This window comes from Teredinibacter turnerae T7901 (assembly GCF_000023025.1).
In the GTDB taxonomy this organism is placed as follows: Bacteria; Pseudomonadota; Gammaproteobacteria; order Pseudomonadales; family Cellvibrionaceae; genus Teredinibacter; species Teredinibacter turnerae_B.
Map to the genome: position 1 here is coordinate 3362600 of NC_012997.1, position 19333 is coordinate 3381932.

At 51.9% G+C, this 19333-nt stretch carries 21 protein-coding genes; 7 read left to right on the forward strand and 14 right to left on the reverse strand.

Annotated elements, in window-relative coordinates; translation table 11 throughout:
- Positions 1 to 69: 69 nt before the first annotated feature.
- Positions 70 to 441, reverse strand: a complete 372-nt coding sequence (locus TERTU_RS13290) for a response regulator (protein ID WP_015817792.1) — start codon at positions 439 to 441, stop codon at positions 70 to 72.
- Positions 442 to 528: 87 nt separating this feature from the next.
- Entirely contained in the window at positions 529 to 1815 is a 1287-nt protein-coding gene (locus tag TERTU_RS13295; protein ID WP_015818268.1) for a YihY family inner membrane protein, read from the reverse strand.
- Between the two features lie 129 nt (positions 1816 to 1944).
- Here TERTU_RS13295 and arsC point away from each other — a divergent pair, with 129 nt between their 5' ends.
- The 4 genes from arsC to sppA are packed head-to-tail and all read left to right on the forward strand — an operon-like array spanning position 1945 to position 5126.
- On the forward strand, positions 1945 to 2298 hold the full coding sequence (gene arsC / locus TERTU_RS13300) for an arsenate reductase (glutaredoxin) (RefSeq protein ID WP_015818305.1): 354 nt from the start codon (positions 1945 to 1947) through the stop codon (positions 2296 to 2298).
- Positions 2295 to 2885: an NAD(P)H:quinone oxidoreductase gene (wrbA, locus tag TERTU_RS13305; RefSeq protein WP_015818811.1), complete on the forward strand. Its 591-nt coding sequence runs from the start codon at positions 2295 to 2297 to the stop codon at positions 2883 to 2885. Before arsC ends, wrbA begins: the two co-directional genes overlap by 4 nt.
- Complete coding sequence (locus tag TERTU_RS13310) at positions 2885 to 3277, forward strand: DUF2069 domain-containing protein (protein WP_015819647.1); 393 nt, start codon at positions 2885 to 2887, stop codon at positions 3275 to 3277. The genes wrbA and TERTU_RS13310 overlap by 1 nt, the downstream gene beginning before the upstream one ends.
- Complete coding sequence (gene sppA / locus TERTU_RS13315) at positions 3270 to 5126, forward strand: signal peptide peptidase SppA (RefSeq protein ID WP_015819602.1); 1857 nt, start codon at positions 3270 to 3272, stop codon at positions 5124 to 5126. The genes TERTU_RS13310 and sppA overlap by 8 nt, the downstream gene beginning before the upstream one ends.
- Positions 5127 to 5234: 108 nt before the next feature.
- Here sppA and hda read toward each other — a convergent pair whose 3' ends face one another.
- Positions 5235 to 5945 (reverse strand): DnaA regulatory inactivator Hda, encoded by a 711-nt coding sequence (hda, locus tag TERTU_RS13320; protein ID WP_015820859.1) that lies wholly within the window; start codon positions 5943 to 5945, stop codon positions 5235 to 5237.
- 25 nt (positions 5946 to 5970) lie between these two features.
- Entirely contained in the window at positions 5971 to 7101 is a 1131-nt protein-coding gene (locus TERTU_RS13325; RefSeq protein WP_015820311.1) for a DUF2066 domain-containing protein, read from the reverse strand.
- Positions 7102 to 7285: 184 nt separating this feature from the next.
- On the opposite strand from TERTU_RS13325, the gene purM reads away from it, so the two are divergent.
- Together purM and purN are read left to right on the forward strand one after the other, a co-directional pair.
- A complete protein-coding gene (purM, locus tag TERTU_RS13330; RefSeq protein WP_015817382.1) occupies positions 7286 to 8344 on the forward strand; it encodes a phosphoribosylformylglycinamidine cyclo-ligase in 1059 nt (352 codons plus the stop codon).
- A 9-nt stretch (positions 8345 to 8353) separates the two neighbouring features.
- Positions 8354 to 9004: a phosphoribosylglycinamide formyltransferase gene (purN, locus tag TERTU_RS13335; RefSeq protein WP_015816792.1), complete on the forward strand. Its 651-nt coding sequence runs from the start codon at positions 8354 to 8356 to the stop codon at positions 9002 to 9004.
- A gap of 54 nt (positions 9005 to 9058) precedes the next feature.
- On the opposite strand, the gene TERTU_RS13340 is transcribed toward purN, so the two are convergent.
- The 8 genes from TERTU_RS13340 to TERTU_RS13380 form a co-directional block, all read right to left on the reverse strand.
- Positions 9059 to 9244, reverse strand: a complete 186-nt coding sequence (locus TERTU_RS13340) for a hypothetical protein (protein WP_015818595.1) — start codon at positions 9242 to 9244, stop codon at positions 9059 to 9061.
- A 297-nt stretch (positions 9245 to 9541) separates the two neighbouring features.
- Complete coding sequence (locus TERTU_RS13345; RefSeq protein ID WP_015817958.1) at positions 9542 to 9913, reverse strand: 4a-hydroxytetrahydrobiopterin dehydratase; 372 nt, start codon at positions 9911 to 9913, stop codon at positions 9542 to 9544.
- 10 nt (positions 9914 to 9923) lie between these two features.
- Complete coding sequence (locus tag TERTU_RS13350; protein ID WP_015817711.1) at positions 9924 to 11444, reverse strand: fumarate hydratase; 1521 nt, start codon at positions 11442 to 11444, stop codon at positions 9924 to 9926.
- A gap of 111 nt (positions 11445 to 11555) precedes the next feature.
- A complete protein-coding gene (locus TERTU_RS13355) occupies positions 11556 to 12317 on the reverse strand; it encodes a hypothetical protein (protein ID WP_228378157.1) in 762 nt (253 codons plus the stop codon).
- A gap of 370 nt (positions 12318 to 12687) precedes the next feature.
- On the reverse strand, positions 12688 to 13269 hold the full coding sequence (locus TERTU_RS13365) for a Fe-Mn family superoxide dismutase (RefSeq protein WP_015818510.1): 582 nt from the start codon (positions 13267 to 13269) through the stop codon (positions 12688 to 12690).
- 256 nt (positions 13270 to 13525) lie between these two features.
- Complete coding sequence (groL, locus tag TERTU_RS13370; protein ID WP_015816860.1) at positions 13526 to 15166, reverse strand: chaperonin GroEL; 1641 nt, start codon at positions 15164 to 15166, stop codon at positions 13526 to 13528.
- Positions 15167 to 15228: 62 nt separating this feature from the next.
- The gene (groES, locus tag TERTU_RS13375; RefSeq protein ID WP_015819234.1) at positions 15229 to 15519 is read right to left on the reverse strand and encodes a co-chaperone GroES; all 291 of its coding nucleotides are present in this window, start codon (positions 15517 to 15519) and stop codon (positions 15229 to 15231) included.
- Between the two features lie 193 nt (positions 15520 to 15712).
- Positions 15713 to 16150 carry an FxsA family protein gene (locus TERTU_RS13380; RefSeq protein WP_015820718.1) on the reverse strand — a complete coding sequence of 146 codons (438 nt, stop codon included), beginning with the start codon at positions 16148 to 16150 and terminating at the stop codon, positions 15713 to 15715.
- 130 nt (positions 16151 to 16280) lie between these two features.
- On the opposite strand from TERTU_RS13380, the gene TERTU_RS13385 reads away from it, so the two are divergent.
- Positions 16281 to 17567 carry an AmpG family muropeptide MFS transporter gene (locus TERTU_RS13385; RefSeq protein ID WP_015817491.1) on the forward strand — a complete coding sequence of 429 codons (1287 nt, stop codon included), beginning with the start codon at positions 16281 to 16283 and terminating at the stop codon, positions 17565 to 17567.
- A gap of 356 nt (positions 17568 to 17923) precedes the next feature.
- On the opposite strand, the gene TERTU_RS13390 is transcribed toward TERTU_RS13385, so the two are convergent.
- Positions 17924 to 18763, reverse strand: a complete 840-nt coding sequence (locus TERTU_RS13390; RefSeq protein ID WP_015820970.1) for a histidine kinase — start codon at positions 18761 to 18763, stop codon at positions 17924 to 17926.
- Positions 18764 to 18777: 14 nt separating this feature from the next.
- Positions 18778 to 19320 (reverse strand): 1,6-anhydro-N-acetylmuramyl-L-alanine amidase AmpD, encoded by a 543-nt coding sequence (gene ampD, locus TERTU_RS13395; protein WP_015816898.1) that lies wholly within the window; start codon positions 19318 to 19320, stop codon positions 18778 to 18780.
- Between the last annotated feature and the right edge of the window lie 13 nt (positions 19321 to 19333).

Below are 19333 nucleotides of genomic sequence, written 5' to 3' on the forward strand. Positions count from 1 at the left end.
CAGTGCAAGACCGTATACGCCGGCTACAAGCTTAAAAACTTTGGGGGAAGGTTACGCCAGTTGACGACGTCAACCAGAAATCAACCCGTAGGTGGTGAGCACGGTTTCCAATTTGGTTTTGTCGACAGGCTTTTTAATAAAGTCGATTGCCCCCAGCGCTCTAACCCGTTCATGCGCTTCTGGTTGGATATCACCGGAAATCACAATAATCATGCAATTAAGGTCTTCACGGCGCACGGTTTCAAGCACTCCGTAACCATCCATAACGGGCATAGTCAAATCGAGGAACACCATATCCGCTTTGCCAGCCCTGATAACGTCAAGCGCTTCTGCGCCATTTGTGGCATAGGTTATTTCCACGTCCCAACCGGCAGGGAGGCTACGAGTCACCTGCTTGCGGGCCATGTTTGAATCGTCACAAATGAGTATGGGTAACGCCATGTGTCTGTATCGTAATCTGGTTAGGGTGTACTTATCCGATGTAGTTGAGTATAGACAGCAATATCGCCTGCGTTTTGGAATATGCCATCAGGTTTGATCCGTCAACGGTTTTTCTTCTTCGTGTTCTGCGGCAAACAAACTTTCAAGCGAGACTGAAAAGGCACTTTCTGCGTGACTGCGCAACTCACTCTGGCGTTCGAGAAAATCAGCGAACCAGGGCGCACGACCCGCAATATTCTCGCGTAGCGACGACAGCTCCTCCGAGACAGGCATACGCACCATGCTTGCCACTTCCCAGATGTTTGCGCGGCGCAAATCGCGGCTCAGCACATAATCCCCAGACTCGGTTACAGCAATCCAGCGGTGTTCAACCATCAAACTCCGCATCCGCTGCCAATGGACAAGACCAATACCGAGGCGCACACAATCTCTGTCCGAGACACTTTCGCCGAGAGCTGCTTTCTCACGAAACAACGCCAAGCAAATAAGAACCACTATCATATCCGATAGCCGTGAGATCCGCGATGCATAACTGTGCTCCGCGAGCGTGCGCACAAACACGGCACCTCCGAGGATAATAGTCCAAAGTAGGTTAACCCACAGGAGGAATAGCGGCACCACGGCGAATGCGCCATAGATCAGTTTGAAGCTGGAGTTGGCGACGATATAACCGAATACCGCCTTCACAACCTCAAACGCAAACGCTGTGATAACACCACCAATCGCCCCAAACTTGAACGGCACCCGACAGTTAGGAACAGCCACAAACAGCAGCGTAAATGCCGCGCTGGTAAGCGCCCAAGGCACCACTCGATACACCAGCTGCATCACCCCGAGACCATCGAGATCCTCCAGCATAATTTGCACAGACAGCAAATAGGTGCTCAAAAGAAAAGCCGCGGCAACCAGAATCGGCCCCACACTGAGAATCGCCCAATACAGCAGATAACCCGACAGACCGGAACGAGCCTGCTTAACACCCCATATGCTGTTAAACGTGGTCTCTATATTGCGCAGCATGAGATAAGCAGTGACAAGTAGCATCACCACACCAACCCCGCTCAAGCGCCGCGCCTGGGAGGAAAAGTCGGAAAGGTACTGGGACACCTCTTCACCGGTTTCGGGCAAGAAATGATGAAAAATCAACCCGTTTAGCTGGTCCCCGACTCCATCGAAGGCAGGAATTGCCGAAAACATGGTATAGGTAACCGTCATCAACGGTACCAGCGCAAATAACGTCATATAGGTGAGCGCCGCGGCACTGCGCTGGCAGCCGCGCTCGTTAAACTCGAAAAACAATTCTTTACTGAATTGAAGCAAGACTCCCCGTATGCGCTTACTGCGCTTGAGCCAGGTTTTTACCAGTTTTTGCATTACAAAATATCCATTTGACTGGGCAAAAAATTGTAGCAGTAATCAATACAACATCAACGCGAGCAGCCATGGAGTAGGAGTCTGCTCCAGCGACAGGTTAGAATGCCCGCTTTTAACTGAGAGCGACACATGACAGACAATATTCGGATCTTTCACAACCCTCGCTGTTCAAAATCTCGCCAGACACTCGCCTTAATTGAAGAGTCCGGCGTAGAACCCACGGTAATCAAGTACCTAGAAACACCGCCGACCCCAGAAGAACTTCGCGATCTTCTAACTAAGTTGGACATGCCCGCACGCGATCTGTTGCGCAAAGGTGAAGATGCCTACAAAGAAAACAATTTAAGCGACCCCCAACTGTCTGACGATGCCTTGATAGAGGCAATGGTTAAATTTCCCAAACTGATTGAACGCCCCATCGTAGCCAAAGGCGACAAAGCGATTATTGGGCGCCCACCTGAGCGAGTGAACACTTTGCTATGAGTTACATCCTGGTCCTTTACTACAGCCGTACTGGAGCAACTCGAGAGCTGGCCCGCCAGATAGGCGAAGGCGTCGAGCGGGCAGGTATGGAGGCCCGCCTGCGCACTGTACCGCCGGTATCAGCCACCTGCGATGCGGTCGACCCAGATATTCCCGCGGAAGGCGACATCTACTGCTCAGAAGAGGATTTGCGCAATTGCGCCGGACTCCTGCTCGGCAGCCCTACCCGTTTCGGCAATATGGCGGCGCCACTCAAACACTTCATTGACAACACATCGGGACTCTGGCTAAACGGCGAACTTATTGGCCGCCCCGCCGGCGTGTTTACCTCCACCGGCTCACTGCACGGTGGCCAGGAAACCACCTTGATTTCGATGATGCTGCCATTACTGCATCACGGCATGGTTATCGCGGGAATTCCCTACAGCGAAGCAGAGTTGCATCACACGCAAACCGGCGGCACCCCCTACGGTGCGAGCCACGTGGCAGGCCATGCATCCAATACGACCCCGAGCCAGGACGAGCGCAACCTGTGCATCGCGTTTGGTGCAAGAATTGCCGAACTCGCACAAAAACTGGAGAAATGATGCGTTCTAGCCCACCCAAACCGATTCCACACCTGAACACCAAACTTCGCTTTAGCTTGATAGCCACCTATGTTGGTCTGGCGGCGCTGATCCTGCTTTTTTTCGCATGGAATTTTTTACGCCATTCGGGGCCCAACTGGGTAGTTTTTATCGCTCAGAGTCTCCCTCTTGCTGCGCTGTTGCCCGGTATGCTGACGGGCTACTACCGTAGTTTTAGCTGGCTGTGCTTTGTCATATTGATCTATTTTGTCAAAGCCGTGGACGGTGCGCTTGTTTCTACCGCCGGATACCTCGATATTCTGTTTCTTATACTGACCGTATACATCTTTATCGCCGCCATGCTTGCGTCGCGATGGTCGCAACGAAAAGCCAAGGAAACACCTTATGTTTAAATTTATTGCCAGCATTTTTAGTGCTATTTGGGCCGTTATCAGCTGGCTGCGCGCTGCGTTTTTTAACCTGATATTTTTGATAATTCTCGCCGCAATCATTACCGCGATAGTCAATGCACCAAAACCGCATGTGCCCAACCATATCGCCTTGAACATTGCCCCGGAGGGGTTCCTGGTCGATCAGTTGACATACGAAGCCAGCCCCGCCGACCTGGTACTGGGCTCTGACGGCCGCCGGCTGGAAACATCATTAATTGATCTGGTCGACACCATAAATCACGCGGCAACCGACGACCGGATTACCAGCATGGTACTCAACCTCACCAAGTTTGCGGGTGGTGGGATCAGTAAAATGGAAGAACTGGGCCAAGCGCTAGAGCATTTTAAAGCCGCAGGCAAACCCATTTACGCCTACGGCGACAACCTGTCTCAGCAGCAATACTTTCTAGCGAGCTTCGCCGACACGATTTATCTCAATGAGATGGGCAGCGTCCTCATTACTGGTTTCGGGATGTACCAGAACTATTTCAAGGATGCCGCAGACAAATTGTCAGTCGACTTCCATGTGTTTCGAGTCGGCCAATACAAAGATGCGGTAGAACCTTTTATGCGCAATGATATGTCGCCCGCCTCTCGCGAACACAACAGTCGCTGGCTTAATGAGCTCTGGAATACCTATGTGAACCGGGTAACGGGAAATCGTCAGTTAGCCCCGGGAGCTATCGACAGTTATTTAGCTTCACTAACAGACGCAAACGAAACCAACGAGGATTCGCAAGCAGAAAAAGCGTTACAGGCGGGCTTGGTGGACAAACTTGTATCGCGTGTCGACGTGCGCCAGTTATTGGCGGAGAAAGTCGGTGCCAGCGACGACGGCGAGACCTACGACGCGATCGGATACGAGGAATACCGTCAGGCCACGCAGCTCGAATTGCCATCTGGCGGGAAAACCCTCGGCCTTATTGTTGCCCAGGGCAATATTGTTGGGGGCGATCAACCGAACGGCGTAATCGGCAGTGCCAGCCTGACAGAGTTGATTCGCAGGGCCCGCGACGACGATAGTATTGCGGCTATCGTATTGCGCATTGACAGTGGCGGAGGCAGTGCATTTGCTTCTGAAGTGATTCGCCAAGAAATACTCAACACCCGAAAATCTGGTAAGCCGGTGTATATTTCGATGGGCAGCATGGCAGCGTCCGGCGGCTATTGGGTTGCATCTGCTGGCGACGAAATTTGGGCCACTCCGTCTACCCTGACGGGTTCTATAGGTGTTTGGGGGCTGATTCCAAACTTGGCCAATGCACTTAACAAGCTTGGCGTACACTCTGATGGTGTCGGTACAACTGAGTTGGCTGATATCTATCATCCAGACCGTCCACTCTCCGCGCCAGCCAAGCAATTGATTCAAAGCGGTATCAACGATGTTTATGATCATTTTCTGAATATCGTTGCTGAAGCGCGCGACAGCGACCCCGCCAGCGTGCATGAAATAGCTCAGGGCCGTGTTTGGTCTGGTGAAGCCGCAGCTTCACTCGGTTTAGTCGACAAGCTCGGCACCCTCCACGACACACTCGACGCTGTTGCCGAACATATCGGTGCAGGCAGCTATAGAGTTAAGCAGATTAAGCGGGAACTAACGCCCACCGAAGAAATTATGCACGCACTTATGCAAGAGGTTAGTGTGAGCGGTCTGGTGGATCAGCACAGTCAGCTTGGTAGCCTGGCAGCACTTTTCGACACAAGCCCTGTCGGCAATCTCGCCAAGCTAATGCAAAAAGTACAGTGGTCGTACAACGACGGTGAGCAACCGGAGATCATGGCATTTTGCATGGTGTGCAATCCTACCTGATTAGGCTCCTTTCTGACTGCAATCTGGAATCAGATCAGTAAGCCGCTGCCGAAGCTGGCAGCGGCTTAACTGTTTAATGAAGGAAAAACAGGAGAAAAAGAACTGAGCTTAAAGCTCTAAAACACTTTTAACAAAAGGAATGGTGAGTTTACGTTGCGCCTGCAACGACGCGTCATCCAGCTTATCCAGCAGTTCGAATAATTCTGCCGTATCCCGCGAAGCACGATTAAGAATAAAACTGGCGACTTCTTCCGGCATATCAAAACCACGCTCGTGGGCTCTCTGCTGCAACGCCGCTTTTTTAGCATCGTCCGTTAAACTTTCCAGATGATAAATAATACAGCTCATCAAGCGTGACTTAAGGTCCGGCAATACAATGGGCAACGCTGCGGGGCTCACATGCGATGAAAAAACCAGTGTTTTACCTGCATCCCGCATGCGGTTAAACAGGTGAAACAAACTTTGTTCCCACTCCCGCGAACCACAAATATGCTCGATACCGTCGAGACACACCAAATCCAAATCTTCCAGGCCCTCACACAATGCTGCAGGCGCATAGCCGCGAACATCAGCCATCGGAAAATACTGAAGGCTTCGGCCACAGTCCGACGCCTGGTGACAAACGGCTTGCAAGAGGTGACTCAAGCCAGTGCCATGGGCGCCCCACACAAATGTATTTTCCAGGCTCGCACCTGACGCGACCTTTTCCAACGCATCCACGGCTTGGCGGTTACCAGAGCCCACTGCGAGGTAATTGGCGAAAGTCGCCTCCTCGTGCAGAGCAATTCCCAGGCTTAGTTGCTGCGGTTGGGCGGCCATATCACTCCTAACTAAAACTCATCTCTCAACGCCAACGGTAAATTAGCGGGTTTTGTGCAGTTCCTTTCGGAATTTGCATCCAGACAGGAACCTCTTCGCTGGCGGCGAGTGCGCTTACCGGCACCAACTTCGAGTCCAACGCCAAGGTGCTGATAAATTTATCTACCCCGGCATCAGAACTCAAGTGGAGTAATAAGGTATCGTTACGCACTGCGGCGAGCACTACTTTGGTGGTTAACGCGAGATTTTCAAGGTAGCCGACTGCTCCACGGTAAGATTTAAAGTCGCTTACCCCCTCCAACTGCATCACCAGAGCCTTGGTTTCACCCGGCGCGTTAGTGATGGCATAACGCGCGCCTAAATAATCCGCAAGCGGATCAAGCGCCTGGTCGCCCAGCTCCGCAACGTCCTCGGCACGACTGTCATACACTTGAGTTTCGTCACGGTGAAAAAACTGCCATGTGGCAAGGATACGTCCTGAAGAGGTGGACGAATAACGACCGACCAGAATGACATCAGCGCCATAACGCGCGGAAGCTGAGAGTATCGCACTCTCGTCCAATTCCCATACCTGTTCCGCAGAAAGTGCCAGTTGATCCTCCAGATCCATCAGCGGAAAACTCAACGGCAAGCCACGTCGCCGCGCGGCCATGTTCAGACTGGTAAACACCGCGGGGATATCATCCGGCCCTAACAGCTGGCGGCCGTAGTTGGCACTATCTTCCACCAACCAAACCAGCGTACTTGGCCGGTTTGTCGGCCAAAATGGCATGCCCGCCTCCTGCCGCAGCAAACGCTCCACCGCAGCAGGCGAAAATTCGAGACTGAGAACTTCGTTGTACCCCTCGAAACGCTGAGCCTGATTGGTGTTGGGGGCGTACTGAAACTGCTCAACATAACTAATAGCGTTCGGCAGAGTTTTACTGATGACTGGGTCTTCGAGTACCTGCATCGTGCCGGACATGCGCACCAGCACTTCAGCGAGTGCCGTCTCTGCTGCTTGCTTGCGAGCCTGTGTGCTTTGTGATTGCACTGCGACCTCGGCCTGATAGTAGTTTTGCTCTGCTGCTTGCGCTGCGAAGCTAAGAAAACATGCGCCCGTCAGTAAAATAAAAATTTTGTTCCATACTGCGTTATAACGGGTGTGTAGGGCCATAAATTCTCCAAGCCAAGTTGATCCGCGCGGCATTGTACCAACTCCGCCGTAGGTCGACAGCGTTTCGAGACACAGTTTTCCCGAGATTCATCGCAATGAAACTGTTAAAATGCACGCCCTCTAAGACAGGCGACCACTCAAGGTGCACGCTTTAGCTAATCATTAAAAGATCAGACGTTTCCCTATGACAGACCAATCCTCCAGCAATTCCCCCTCACTGAGCTACAAAGACGCCGGCGTTGATATCGATGCAGGCAATGACCTTGTAGAGCGCATTAAATCTGTGGCCAAGCGCACGCGACGACCGGAAGTGATGGCGGGCCTTGGCGGCTTCGGCGCGCTGTTCGAGCTGCCAAGTGGCTACAACCAGCCGGTTCTGGTTTCCGGCACGGATGGTGTGGGCACCAAACTCAAATTGGCAATGCAGCTGAACAAGCACGACACCATTGGCATTGACCTGGTTGCGATGTGTGTGAACGATTTGATTGTGGGTGGTGCTGAGCCCCTTTTCTTCCTCGACTACTACGCGACGGGCAAGCTTTCCGTCGATATTGCCGCGCAAGTTGTGGAGGGAATTGGCAACGGCTGTGAGCTCGCGGGTTGCTCTTTGGTCGGTGGTGAAACCGCAGAAATGCCGGGCATGTACGAAGGTGACGACTACGACCTCGCAGGCTTTTGCGTTGGCATTGTAGAGAAGGCAAAGATTATCGACGGCAGCAAGGTAGCGACAGGCGATACCCTGATCGGACTTCCCTCAAGCGGCCCGCACTCGAATGGTTACTCGCTCATCCGCAAAATCCTCGAAGTCAGTAACGCCGACCTTAACGAAGATGTCGGCGGTAAACCACTGCGTGAAGCGCTCATGGAGCCAACCCGGATTTACGTTAAAACCCTGCTAGCACTGTTTGCTGAGTTAGACGTGAAAGCACTGAGTCATATCACAGGTGGCGGTTTAACCGAAAATATTCCACGCGTACTGCCAGACAACGCCAAAGCAGTTATTGACTGCGCAAGCTGGGAATTCCCCCCGGTATTCTCCTGGTTGCAGCAAAGAGGAAACGTGGCAGACACAGAAATGTATCGCACATTTAACTGTGGTGTAGGCATGGTGATCTGCGTCAGCGCAAACGATGCTGAGCGCGCGATCAGTTTCCTCAGCGATGCAGGTGAAGCGCCTTTTGTGATTGGCCAGATCGAGCCTCTCGCCGCCGGAGAAGAACAGGTTGAGTTGCGTCGCAACTAAGGTCGTCCCGTGAAAAGCAAAACCACATCTCAGTGCCGACTCGTTGTTCTGATTTCCGGCAGCGGAAGTAACTTACAAGCCATAATCGACGCACAGTCCGCAGGCCAATTGCCAATAGAGATCTGTGCGGTCATCAGCAATCGCGAAGGCGTTCTTGGATTGGAGCGCGCCGCACAGGCCGGTATCGCCACCCGTGTGCTCAACCACAAATCCTATGAGAGTCGAGAAGCATTCGACGGGGCTCTCAGCGCGCAGATTGACGCATTCGAACCGGACTTAGTTGTGCTCGCCGGCTTCATGCGGATTCTCACTGCAGAGTTTACCAATCACTACCTTGGCAAAATGATCAATATACACCCATCGTTATTGCCAAAATATCAGGGGCTTCACACGCATCAGCGAGCACTAGAGGCTGGTGATGCAGAGCACGGCGTGTCTGTTCATTTCGTGACGGCTGAGCTGGACGGCGGGCCTGTAATCAGTCAGGCAAGGGTTCCTGTACTGTCCAGCGACACGGCGGATACGCTCGCAGCCAGAGTGTTAGAACAGGAACACCTGCTCTACCCTCGCGTTATCGGTTGGTTTGCCCAAGGTCGATTGAGCATGAAAGACGGGAAAGCATTCTTAGATGGAGAAGTGGTTGACTTAGGGGAGCAATAGCTGCCCGCACCAAGCCAGAGAAAAACGACAACACTAAATCAGGAAAGGCGCTTACTAAAGCGCCTTTACTTTCGACTTGCCGCAGCGCTCACACTTGTAGACCGTTACCAGCTTACCTTGCTGGGAATCAAACTGTTTTTCCTGCTTGATAATCCACTTGTGGAAGCCATGTCGGCAGAGCGATTTTCCCTTGTGAACCTCTGCCGGCGCTTTCTTTTTAAACTCGAGTATTTCCGCCATATCGTTGTACCTGATGTAGTCAGGGCGAATCGCCCAGCGCAAACCGCCGCTGCGCTATTTACGGTGCATAGTAAGACAAGTCCAGCGTCGTACAGTTTCCTGACTGCCGCTAAATGTGCGCCGAGAATACGCTAGAGCACAATTTATACGCCAATCCTACCGCCAAGTATAATGGTGAATATGCCAGGTGCAGAGAGTTCGAAAGGAAGTTTTGGAATAAAAACGCGTAATGTTGGGAATAATTAAAGCGAATGGCTATATAGGACAGAGTTGGCCTGCGGTGCTAGGCCATTTAAATCAAGCGAATCGTTGCTGGTACACGGCATCTGTCTTTGCTGCCATAACCGCATCGTTGCGATGTACCGAGCCAATACTGTGACTCCACCAGCTGACGGTGACGCGCCCCCAGGTGAGCGTCAACAAGGGGTGATGCGACTCCTGCTCCGCAACAACCCCCAGTTCGTTAACGAAATTCAGTGCGTCCGAGAAATTCGCAAACTGAAAATCTTTGATAAAAGCCGCAGGAGTATCGGGCAAAGATTCCAGCCGCCACCCATCGAGCACTTTTAACATCGCAGCTTGCTCGGGCGCAGTCAAAGACTGCGCGCCCTTGCCGCATATTTCGCAGTGCGCGGTCGCCAACTCAGCCGCCGGAATCTCAATAGGCACAACGCGGCCTCTACTTGACCGTCACCACACCCTCTTCGATTTTCGCTTTCCATTCCTGCGGCCCGGTTTGGTGAACCGATACGCCTTCGCTATCTACCGCTACAGTTACCGGCATATCTTTCACATCAAACTCGTAGATGGCTTCCATACCCAGATCCTCAAATGCAAGAACCTTCGCGTTAACAATGGCCTTCGAAACCAGGTAGGCAGCCCCCCCAACGGCCATCAGGTAGACCGCTTTATTGTCTCTGATTGCCTCGATCGCAACAGGCCCCCGCTCAGCCTTGCCCACCATGCCGATAAGACCGGTTTTTTCCAGCACTGTGCGGGTAAATTTGTCCATCCGCGTGGCTGTCGTGGGTCCTGCCGGACCAACAACCTCATCACCAACGGGGTCGACCGGGCCAACGTAGTAAATAAATTTGTTGGTGAAGTCCACAGGCATGGGCTCACCTTTTTCGATCATATCCACAAGGCGCTTGTGGGCTGCATCGCGCCCCGTAAGCAGTTTACCGTTCAACAGCAAGGTTTGACCGGGTTTCCAACGGGTGATGTCGTCCGCCGTTATCGTATTTAAGTCGACACGCTCGACAGAATCACCGACTTCCCAGCTGACTTCCGGCCAGTCTTCCAGACTGGGTGGCGTCTGCAGTGCCGGTCCGGAACCGTCCAGAGTAAAGTGTGCGTGACGGGTGGCGGCACAGTTTGGAATCACCGCAATGGCTTTGTTCGCCGCGTGAGTCGGGTAGTCTTTGACTTTTACGTCCAAAACCGTTGTCAAGCCACCTAACCCCTGCGCGCCAATGCCCAAACCATTAACCTTATCCATCAGCTCAAGACGCAATGCCTCCGAGCGATTCTCAGCACCGCGTTCGCGCAACTCCTGAATATCGACAGGATCAAGAAGCGCTTCTTTCGCCAGTAACATGGCCTTTTCAGCGGTGCCACCAATACCAATTCCGAGCATGCCGGGAGGACACCAGCCCGCTCCCATTTGTGGGACAACATTTAATACCCAGTCAACGACCGAGTCCGACGGGTTCAGCATGGCGAATTTGGTTTTTGCCTCCGAGCCTCCGCCTTTGGCTGCAACATGAATGTCAACGGTATTGCCGGGAACCATTTTGTAGTGAATCACCGCAGGCGTGTTGTCGCCGGTATTTTTACGTGCGCCGTCCGGGTCGGAAAGAATAGACGCGCGCAGAACGTTATCCGGGTGCTTATAAGCGCGGCGTACGCCTTCATTGATGATGTCATCAAAACTCATATCAGCATCAATTTTGGTATCCATGCCTACATTAACAAACACAGTGACGATGCCCGTGTCCTGGCATATGGGACGGTGACCCTGCGCGCACATACGCGAGTTAATCAGAATTTGGGCCATGGCGTCCTTGGCGGCAGGGTTTGCTTCTTTCTTATACGCCTCATGCACGGCGTCGATAAAATCTTTCGGGTGGTAGTACGAAATGAACTGAAGCGCATCGGCAACGCTATCAATAATATCTTGCTGACGAATGATGGTAGTCATAACAATTCCAACGTTGATTGGTGGTATGCGTAGAAATGGAGTGCTGGGCATTTTAGCCCAGCGAGCGTCACGCGCCGCAGGTTTGGATCAAGTTAAAGACCCAATAGCGGCTTAGGGTGCCGTCGACCCAGCGCGCAACTGCAACAGTTGTTGGTTCACGGTTCGACGGAAAGCATCAATGGCTTCGATGGCTTCCTCGTTGGTTTTAATCCGAGATTGTAGCGCTGCCTCGCTTTTTTCCAGTTTGCGCATCGTATCGGTCAATGCCTGGACCTGAGCCACCCCCTGCGATGCGCGCGTTTCCACTGAGGAAATCGCAGATTGCTGGCCTTCGATAAGATCGTTAATTAGCTTGATATCAGCCTTTGGCCCTTTCAGGGCTGTTGCAATTTTGCTGTCCACTGAACCGGCGGATTTTGTAAGTGCTGCAATCTTGTCGGTGTTGGCTGCAATCGCTTTCCGGTTGGTATCGTAAGACACGCCCCAAAGTTTGCGGATCTCCGAGTCGGCCCATTTTAGCTTAGCCTGAACTGCCGCCATGGATGCGGTTGACTCGTCGCCAGTCATCTCCAACTGCTTTTCCAAATCGACAATCCGGCTATCTGCCGAGCCCAGTTGTGCCATCAACAGCTGGTTCTGTTGATACATATAAGCAACCCCGCCCAAAGCGACAAACGCAATTAACAGGGCAATGACGCCGACGATAGATACCCCACCACCGCTGGGCTTCGACGATGAGGGCTGCGCAGGTACCGCAGCTCGCGTATCGCTTTTTACTGCGCGGTTCGCGCCGGATGACGGGCGTTGACGGCGGGCAATTTCATCGGGGTCAGGGCGAATGGCACTAATCGTGGGTTCTTTTCTTTCAGTCATAAAAGTCAGCAAATTGAATTTAAAAACCAGGTGCGCCAATCGTAAACTGACGCATTAACAATTATCACGCTATTCTAGCAGTTTCAACGAGTTAGCAGTGAAACCACACAAAGCAATGAAGTTCACTGTTACGCAAACAGCGATTTACTTCGCATCTGCATCGAGCAGTGGCCGCTCGATAATTCGCTGCTCTTCACTCGGTGCCAGGGGAATACGCTACTGCGTAGTGTTGTTGACAGCCAAACAAGCAGGTTTGTTCGAACAACGGCACATTCAGCGTACACAAAAGCTGGTTCTGCGGATTTTTGCGGTTCCAAAACCAACAAAGCACGCTTACGCGTGCTTTGTTGGTGTACTTCGCTAGCTGAAATTATGCGAAATTTGCGTTCACAAAATCCCAGTTCACCAGGTTCCAGAATGCGTCCATATACGAGGGGCGCGCATTGCGGTAGTCGATGTAGTACGCATGCTCCCACAAATCCACAGTCAACAGAGGCGTCAGAGTATCGTCAGTCAGTGGCGTCGCGGCATTTGAGGTGTTAACAATTTCTACGCTGCCATCCGCTTTCTTGACCAACCAAGTCCAGCTTGAACCAAAGTTGTTGATCGCAGAAGTGGTGAACTTCTCTTTAAAGTCTGCAAATGAGCCAAACGCGGAATTAATTGCGTCGGCAATGGCTCCAGTCGGCTCACCGCCACCGTTGGGGCTCAAGCAGTTCCAGTAGAACGAGTGGTTCCAGATCTGCGCAGCATTGTTGAACACACCACCGCTTGACGTTTTTACAACTTCTTCGAGTGTCTTACCTTCGAATTCTGTGCCAGGAACCAGACCGTTTAATTTATCAACGTAGGTTTTGTGATGCTTACCGTAGTGAAAATCGAGGGTTTCTTCGGAAATATGCGGAGCAAGCGCACCGCGCTCGTAGGGAAGTTCTGGTAATTCAAATGCCATAATTGCTTTCCTCTTGGATTGGGTCCTGATACAGCGCAATATCTACGCCATGATTGAGTACGCACGAACAATGAAGGTGGATGAACACCCCGCCACACGTTAAATATCTTAGACGGCCCGATTTTACTTAAATTCAACGCTCCACGGGTAGGAGCGTAATTGATCGACAGTGTAGCCAGATTTTATCGATCATAAAGAAACGGCCCCAAGGGGGCCGTTCTTTTGTAGCTTGGATGAATTCTGATGAAGCCGTAGCTTACATCATGCCACCCATGCCACCCATGCCGCCCATATCTGGGACTGCTGGACCGGCTTTGTCTTCTGGCTTGTCCGCAACCATTGCTTCGGTGGTGATCATCAAACCAGCGATGGAGCCCGCCGCCTGCAGCGCAGTACGAGTCACTTTCGCAGGGTCGAGAATACCCATTTCCAGCATGTCGCCGTATACGCCTGAACCAGCGTTGTAACCGAAGTTACCTTCGCCGCCGCGAACTTTTTCGGCAACTACAGAAGCTTCTTCGCCAGCGTTAGTCACGATCTGACGCAGTGGTGCTTCCATCGCACGACGCGCGATAGCTACACCAGCGGTTTGATCTTCGTTTTCGCCCTGCAGATCTGCAATAGCAGCAACAGCGCGCATCAGAGAAACACCACCGCCAGGCACAACACCTTCTTCAACTGCCGCACGAGTTGCATGCAGAGCATCTTCGACACGGGCTTTCTTCTCTTTCATTTCAACTTCAGTAGCGGCACCGACTTTAATGACTGCTACACCGCCGGCCAGTTTCGCCACACGTTCTTGCAGTTTTTCAGCATCGTACTCAGAGCTGGTTTCTTCGATTTGCTTGCGAATCTGGTTAACGCGCGCTTTGATGTCGTCTGCAGAACCGGCACCGTCAACGATGACACTGTTCTCTTTAGACATGGTGAAACGCTTGGCTTGGCCAAGATGCTCCAAGGTTGCGCTTTCCAGGTCCAGACCAACTTCTTCGGAAATAACAGTACCGCCGGTCAGAATCGCAATGTCTTGCAGCATGGCTTTACGACGATCGCCGAAACCTGGCGCTTTACATGCTGCAACTTTAACAATGCCACGCATGTTGTTAACAACCAGAGTCGCCAGCGCTTCACCTTCAACGTCTTCTGCAACGATAACCAGAGGCTTGCCCGCTTTCGCAACCGCTTCCAAAACTGGCAGAAGCTCGCGAATGTTGGAGATTTTTTTATCAACCAACAGGATGAATGGGCTCTCGTGCTCAACGCTCATATTATCCTGATTGGTAATGAAGTATGGAGACAGGTAACCGCGATCGAACTGCATACCTTCAACAACGTCCAGTTCGTTTTCCAGACCGCTGCCTTCTTCAACTGTGATAACACCCTCTTTGCCAACTTTTTCCATCGCTTCAGCGATGATGTCACCAATGTGAGAATCGCTGTTGGCTGAAATAGTGCCTACCTGTGCAATAGACTTGCTGTCTTCACATGGCTGGGCAGAAGATTTTACAAATTCAACAGCAGCAGCAACGGCTTTGTCGATACCGCGCTTCAGGTCCATAGGGTTCATGCCAGCAGCAACAGACTTGAGGCCTTCGTTCACAATGGCTTGCGCCAGAACAGTTGCTGTAGTGGTACCGTCACCGGCATCGTCAGAGGCTTTAGAAGCAACTTCTTTAACCATCTGCGCACCCATATTTTCGAACTTGTCTTTCAGCTCGATTTCTTTTGCAACAGAAACACCGTCTTTAGTTACGGTTGGAGCGCCGAAAGCTTTGTCGAGAACTACGTTGCGACCTTTAGGGCCAAGCGTGGTTTTTACCGCATCGGCCAAAACATTTACACCTACCAGCATTTTCTGGCGGGCGTCATCACCAAATTTTACGTCTTTAGCAGCCATAGTAATGATTCCTTAACTAGCTAGAATATTGATCGTTAACAGTTACAGTGTTGAAGCGCGACTTACTCGATAATCGCTTTGATGTCGCTCTCACTGAGGATTACCAGCTCTTCGCCGTTAATCTCGATAGTGTCGCTACCGGCATACTTGCCGAACACCACAGTGTCACCCACTTTTACGTCTACAGGGCGAGTCTCACCGTTGTCCAAAACGCGGCCGGAACCAACGGCTACGACTTCACCTTGGTTTGGCTTTTCTTTAGCCGAACCAGGCAAAACGATGCCACCAGCAGATTTTTCTTCTTCTTCCTTGCGGCGAACCACAACACGATCGTGTAAAGGACGAATATTCATTGATGATTTCTCCAGATTTCACGTTATATCAACACTTTTATGCCCGGTTGAGGGGCATTGTTTTAGCGTGCCACCGAGTTAGCTCAGGGGCACAAAAGCCTTCGTGTTCCCCAAGATGGGTACCGTTTTTATGATTTCAACACCCATTTTTAAAAATTAAGCATAAATTTACACCGCCCAGGGTTAAGCCGGGTTAGTCTTCGCGCTTGTAGTCGCCATCTATGGTGGTATGTGACTCGCCAGCTCTGTGGGGGCCATCTGAACGAACGTTTACTTTGCCAAATACCGCATTCTTTAACGCCCAACCCAAAATTACCTGGCGTACACCCGGCAGCAGGCAGCAAAAGCCGACTGCATCCGTGAAGAATCCCGGGGTAAGCAACAGAGCGCCACCGACCGCGAGGAAAATACCCTCAACCATTTCTGAAGCGGGCAACTCACCGTGTTGCATCCTTTGCTGTGCGCGAAACAATGTTTGAATACCCTGCTGCCGCAACAGCGCGAGGCCCAGCATAGCAGTCAAAAAAACCAGGCCAATTGTTGGTAGAGCCCCGATTAAACTACCGACCTTTATCAACAGCCACATCTCAAGAATAGGTACGGCTATAAACAACAGAGTGAAAATTCTCACGACGGCTCCAAAAATAAAAAGCTAAGACAAACAAAGGTGAGGCCTAACCCGGGAATAACAAGGGGGCTGGCGCAAGGCGTTAAATATGCGTAGTGTTCTGACTTCCTGATACCGCTTATTGGACAACCTTTTGGACAAACAGACTCACCGCTCCTGGATGGGGGCACTCAAGCTCTACACCCACCGCCCAGTGATCACCCTACTGCTACTGGGATTCTCCGCCGGACTTCCCTACCTGCTGGTTTTTTCGACACTGAGCGCCTGGCTGAGAGACGCGGAGGTGAGTCGTTCTGCAATCGGATTTTTTGGCTGGGTGGGTATTACCTACTCCGTAAAAGTGCTGTGGGCACCGGTGGTCGATCATTTGCCGCTGCCATTTTTATCTCGCTGGCTTGGTAAGCGACGCAGCTGGCTTCTGCTCGCCCAGGGCGTTATCACCATCGGTCTGCTATTAATGGCCGCAAGCGACCCGGAACAACACCTGGTTATGGTTGCGCTCTGCGCAGTGCTCATCGCCTTTGCATCCGCCACGCAGGACATCGTCATAGACGCTTACCGAATCGAAAGCGCGAGTGAAGAATATCAGGGCGCTATGGCAGCAACTTATATACTCGGTTACCGGCTCGCGCTGCTCGTCGCAGGGGCTGGCAGCCTTCTGATTGCCGATACCAGTACCTGGGCTGCGGCCTATACCTCCATGGCTGCTCTCATGTTTGGGGCTATGCTCGTGTCACTGACGATCGCAGAGCCGGTGCCGGCCGAACGCACGGGTAATCCTCTGACACTATTTACCCGCGAATGGCTATACGAAACGGTAGTTGCCCCATTTGTTGACTTTTTTAAGCGTAACGGCCAGTTCGCTATCCTGATTCTTGCGTTTATTGGGCTATACCGATTGAGCGATATAACGATGGGGATTATGGCCAACCCCTTCTACCTGGATCTAGGCTTCAGCAAAACCGAAATCGCCAGCGTGAGCAAGCTGTTCGGGTTCATCATGACCATTGTGGGCGGGTTTGTCGGCGGCTTGTGTGTCGCGCGTTACGGCGTGCATCGCACCCTGATCGCAGGCGCAATACTGGTGGCGAGCACCAATCTGCTGTTCGTTCAGCTAGCCTACACCGGCCCGGAACTGCCATGGCTTATCGCGGCAATAAGTGCAGACAACCTCAGCGGAGGCTTGGCAGCGACAGGCTTTATCGCCTATATCGCGTCGCTAACCAATCGCGCTTATACGGCCACACAATCAGCACTGTTTTCCTCCCTCATGACTCTGCCTGGCAAGTTTCAAAGCGGATTCTCGGGCGTCGTAGTGGACCATATCGGCTACGCCGGATTTTTCGGGTATGCGGCAATCATGGGGATACCGGCCGTGTTATTGGCCATAGTTGTGTATAAAAAGCGCAATAGGGAATAGCAAAAGAACAACTTGAGGGGGAATCTTACCGGCCGGCGCAGCTATCAGCTCAAGGGGTAGGCACCAAATCGGTGCCTCAAGGGTACTATGGCCGCATCCGTGCATTTCGGGGAGAACTGTATATACATACAGCCGACCGGTAAGTGTTCCCATCATAGGACGATGAATTTACCAGGTCAAGCGCTTTGCTATAAGTCACAAAACCGAAATGGAATCAACGGCGCCAAATATAGAATTTATGACGCCAAACAGTCTATCTAAAAGGGCTAAGGCGTTATTAGTCACTAACTAACAACGCCTGATTTCAACAATCAACACACGACAAACACAGCCATCCCGGTATTAGACGAGCTGTTTTAAACCACAATAATTAACACTGCAGCGGCAGCTAACCAAAGCCAGAGCGTTCGAGTGTACAGACTTGTGAGAAGATTCAGCTCTTTGCGCGTCACCTCATCAGTTTGTGTCATGCTGTCGTCCACCAATAACGCACCCAGAATAAGAGGGCTGAGTACCGCGACAGTGGTTCGCCGGGCGCAGAAAAAACATTCTTTCCAGCGCTGGAAGCAGCCAACAAAGTTACCGGTAAGTGCGAACGACAGGCCCAGTAAGCGCACGGCGGGCCATTCAAGCACCCACAGTAATTTCTCAGCCTGTGGGTTATCTGGGCGCAGGTTATGTGAGTAGAGAAAATTCAGGCGATATAGAAAAGCAACCGCCGGCCCAAAACTGAAACACCAGAAGAGTATCGCAAACATGCGCTCGAACCCGCGATAACCAGCTTCATCTAATACGTGCTTGTGAAGCGTGGGCCAGTCGTTATCAGCAAGGTTATCTACATCAACCCCAAGACGTCGCGCGCGCTCCAACGCGGACGGCCAATCTTCTATGTAGCAGGCCTTGGTATACTCGCTCACGATATCCGCAAACTCTCCGCGGCCAAAGCTATAGAGCAGAACCAGCATTCCCAAGGGTAAGAGTAACCAAGGCGAAAACCAGAGTAAAAAGCCCTGCACTGCGACAATTGAGAAAAATGGCAGCAGCACAGCAAAAATAAACGCGAAAGTAGAGTTACCTTTAACTAAGGCTTCACACCAATCCGCCCAAACAGCAAACCAGTTGTCTTTGTGCAACGGGTTTGCTGCGCCCCAAACCTGCAGAAACGCAATGCTCAAGATGACAATAAATAAATTCATAGCAGTCCCCAAAACTATGGCAGCAACGCAAAATATCGAGGCCAGTCGAACGCTGGCCCCGGGTCTGTTTTTCTCTCCGGCGCAATGTCAGCATGGCCGGTGATACGGCTTTTTGTTATTTTTGGATACGCAGCCTGCAGGGCCACAGTCAGACATGCCAAACTGGCGTATTGCTCGTCAGTATAGGGTGTCGAGTCCGTACCCTCCAACTCCACCCCAATTGCGAAGTCGTTGCACTCGGTCTCGCCACCAAAACAGGATCGCCCCGCATGCCAGGCCCGCTCTGCGAAACTAACGAACTGAATAATCTCGCCGTTGCGTCGCACAAAGCAATGCGCCGAGACTTTCATATCTGCAATTGATGAATAGAAAGGATGTTCGTCAGCGGCCAAGCAGTTAGTGAAAAACCGCTCGACCGCATCCCCCCCGAACTCTCCCGGCGGCAGGCTGATATTGTGGATTACAAGCAGCGAGATGTCAGACGCCGGGGGGCGCGCGTTGTAGTTAGGTGACGCCACATGGCGAACCTCCTGCAACCAGCCATTAGAAATATGCATAGAATTCTCCCTA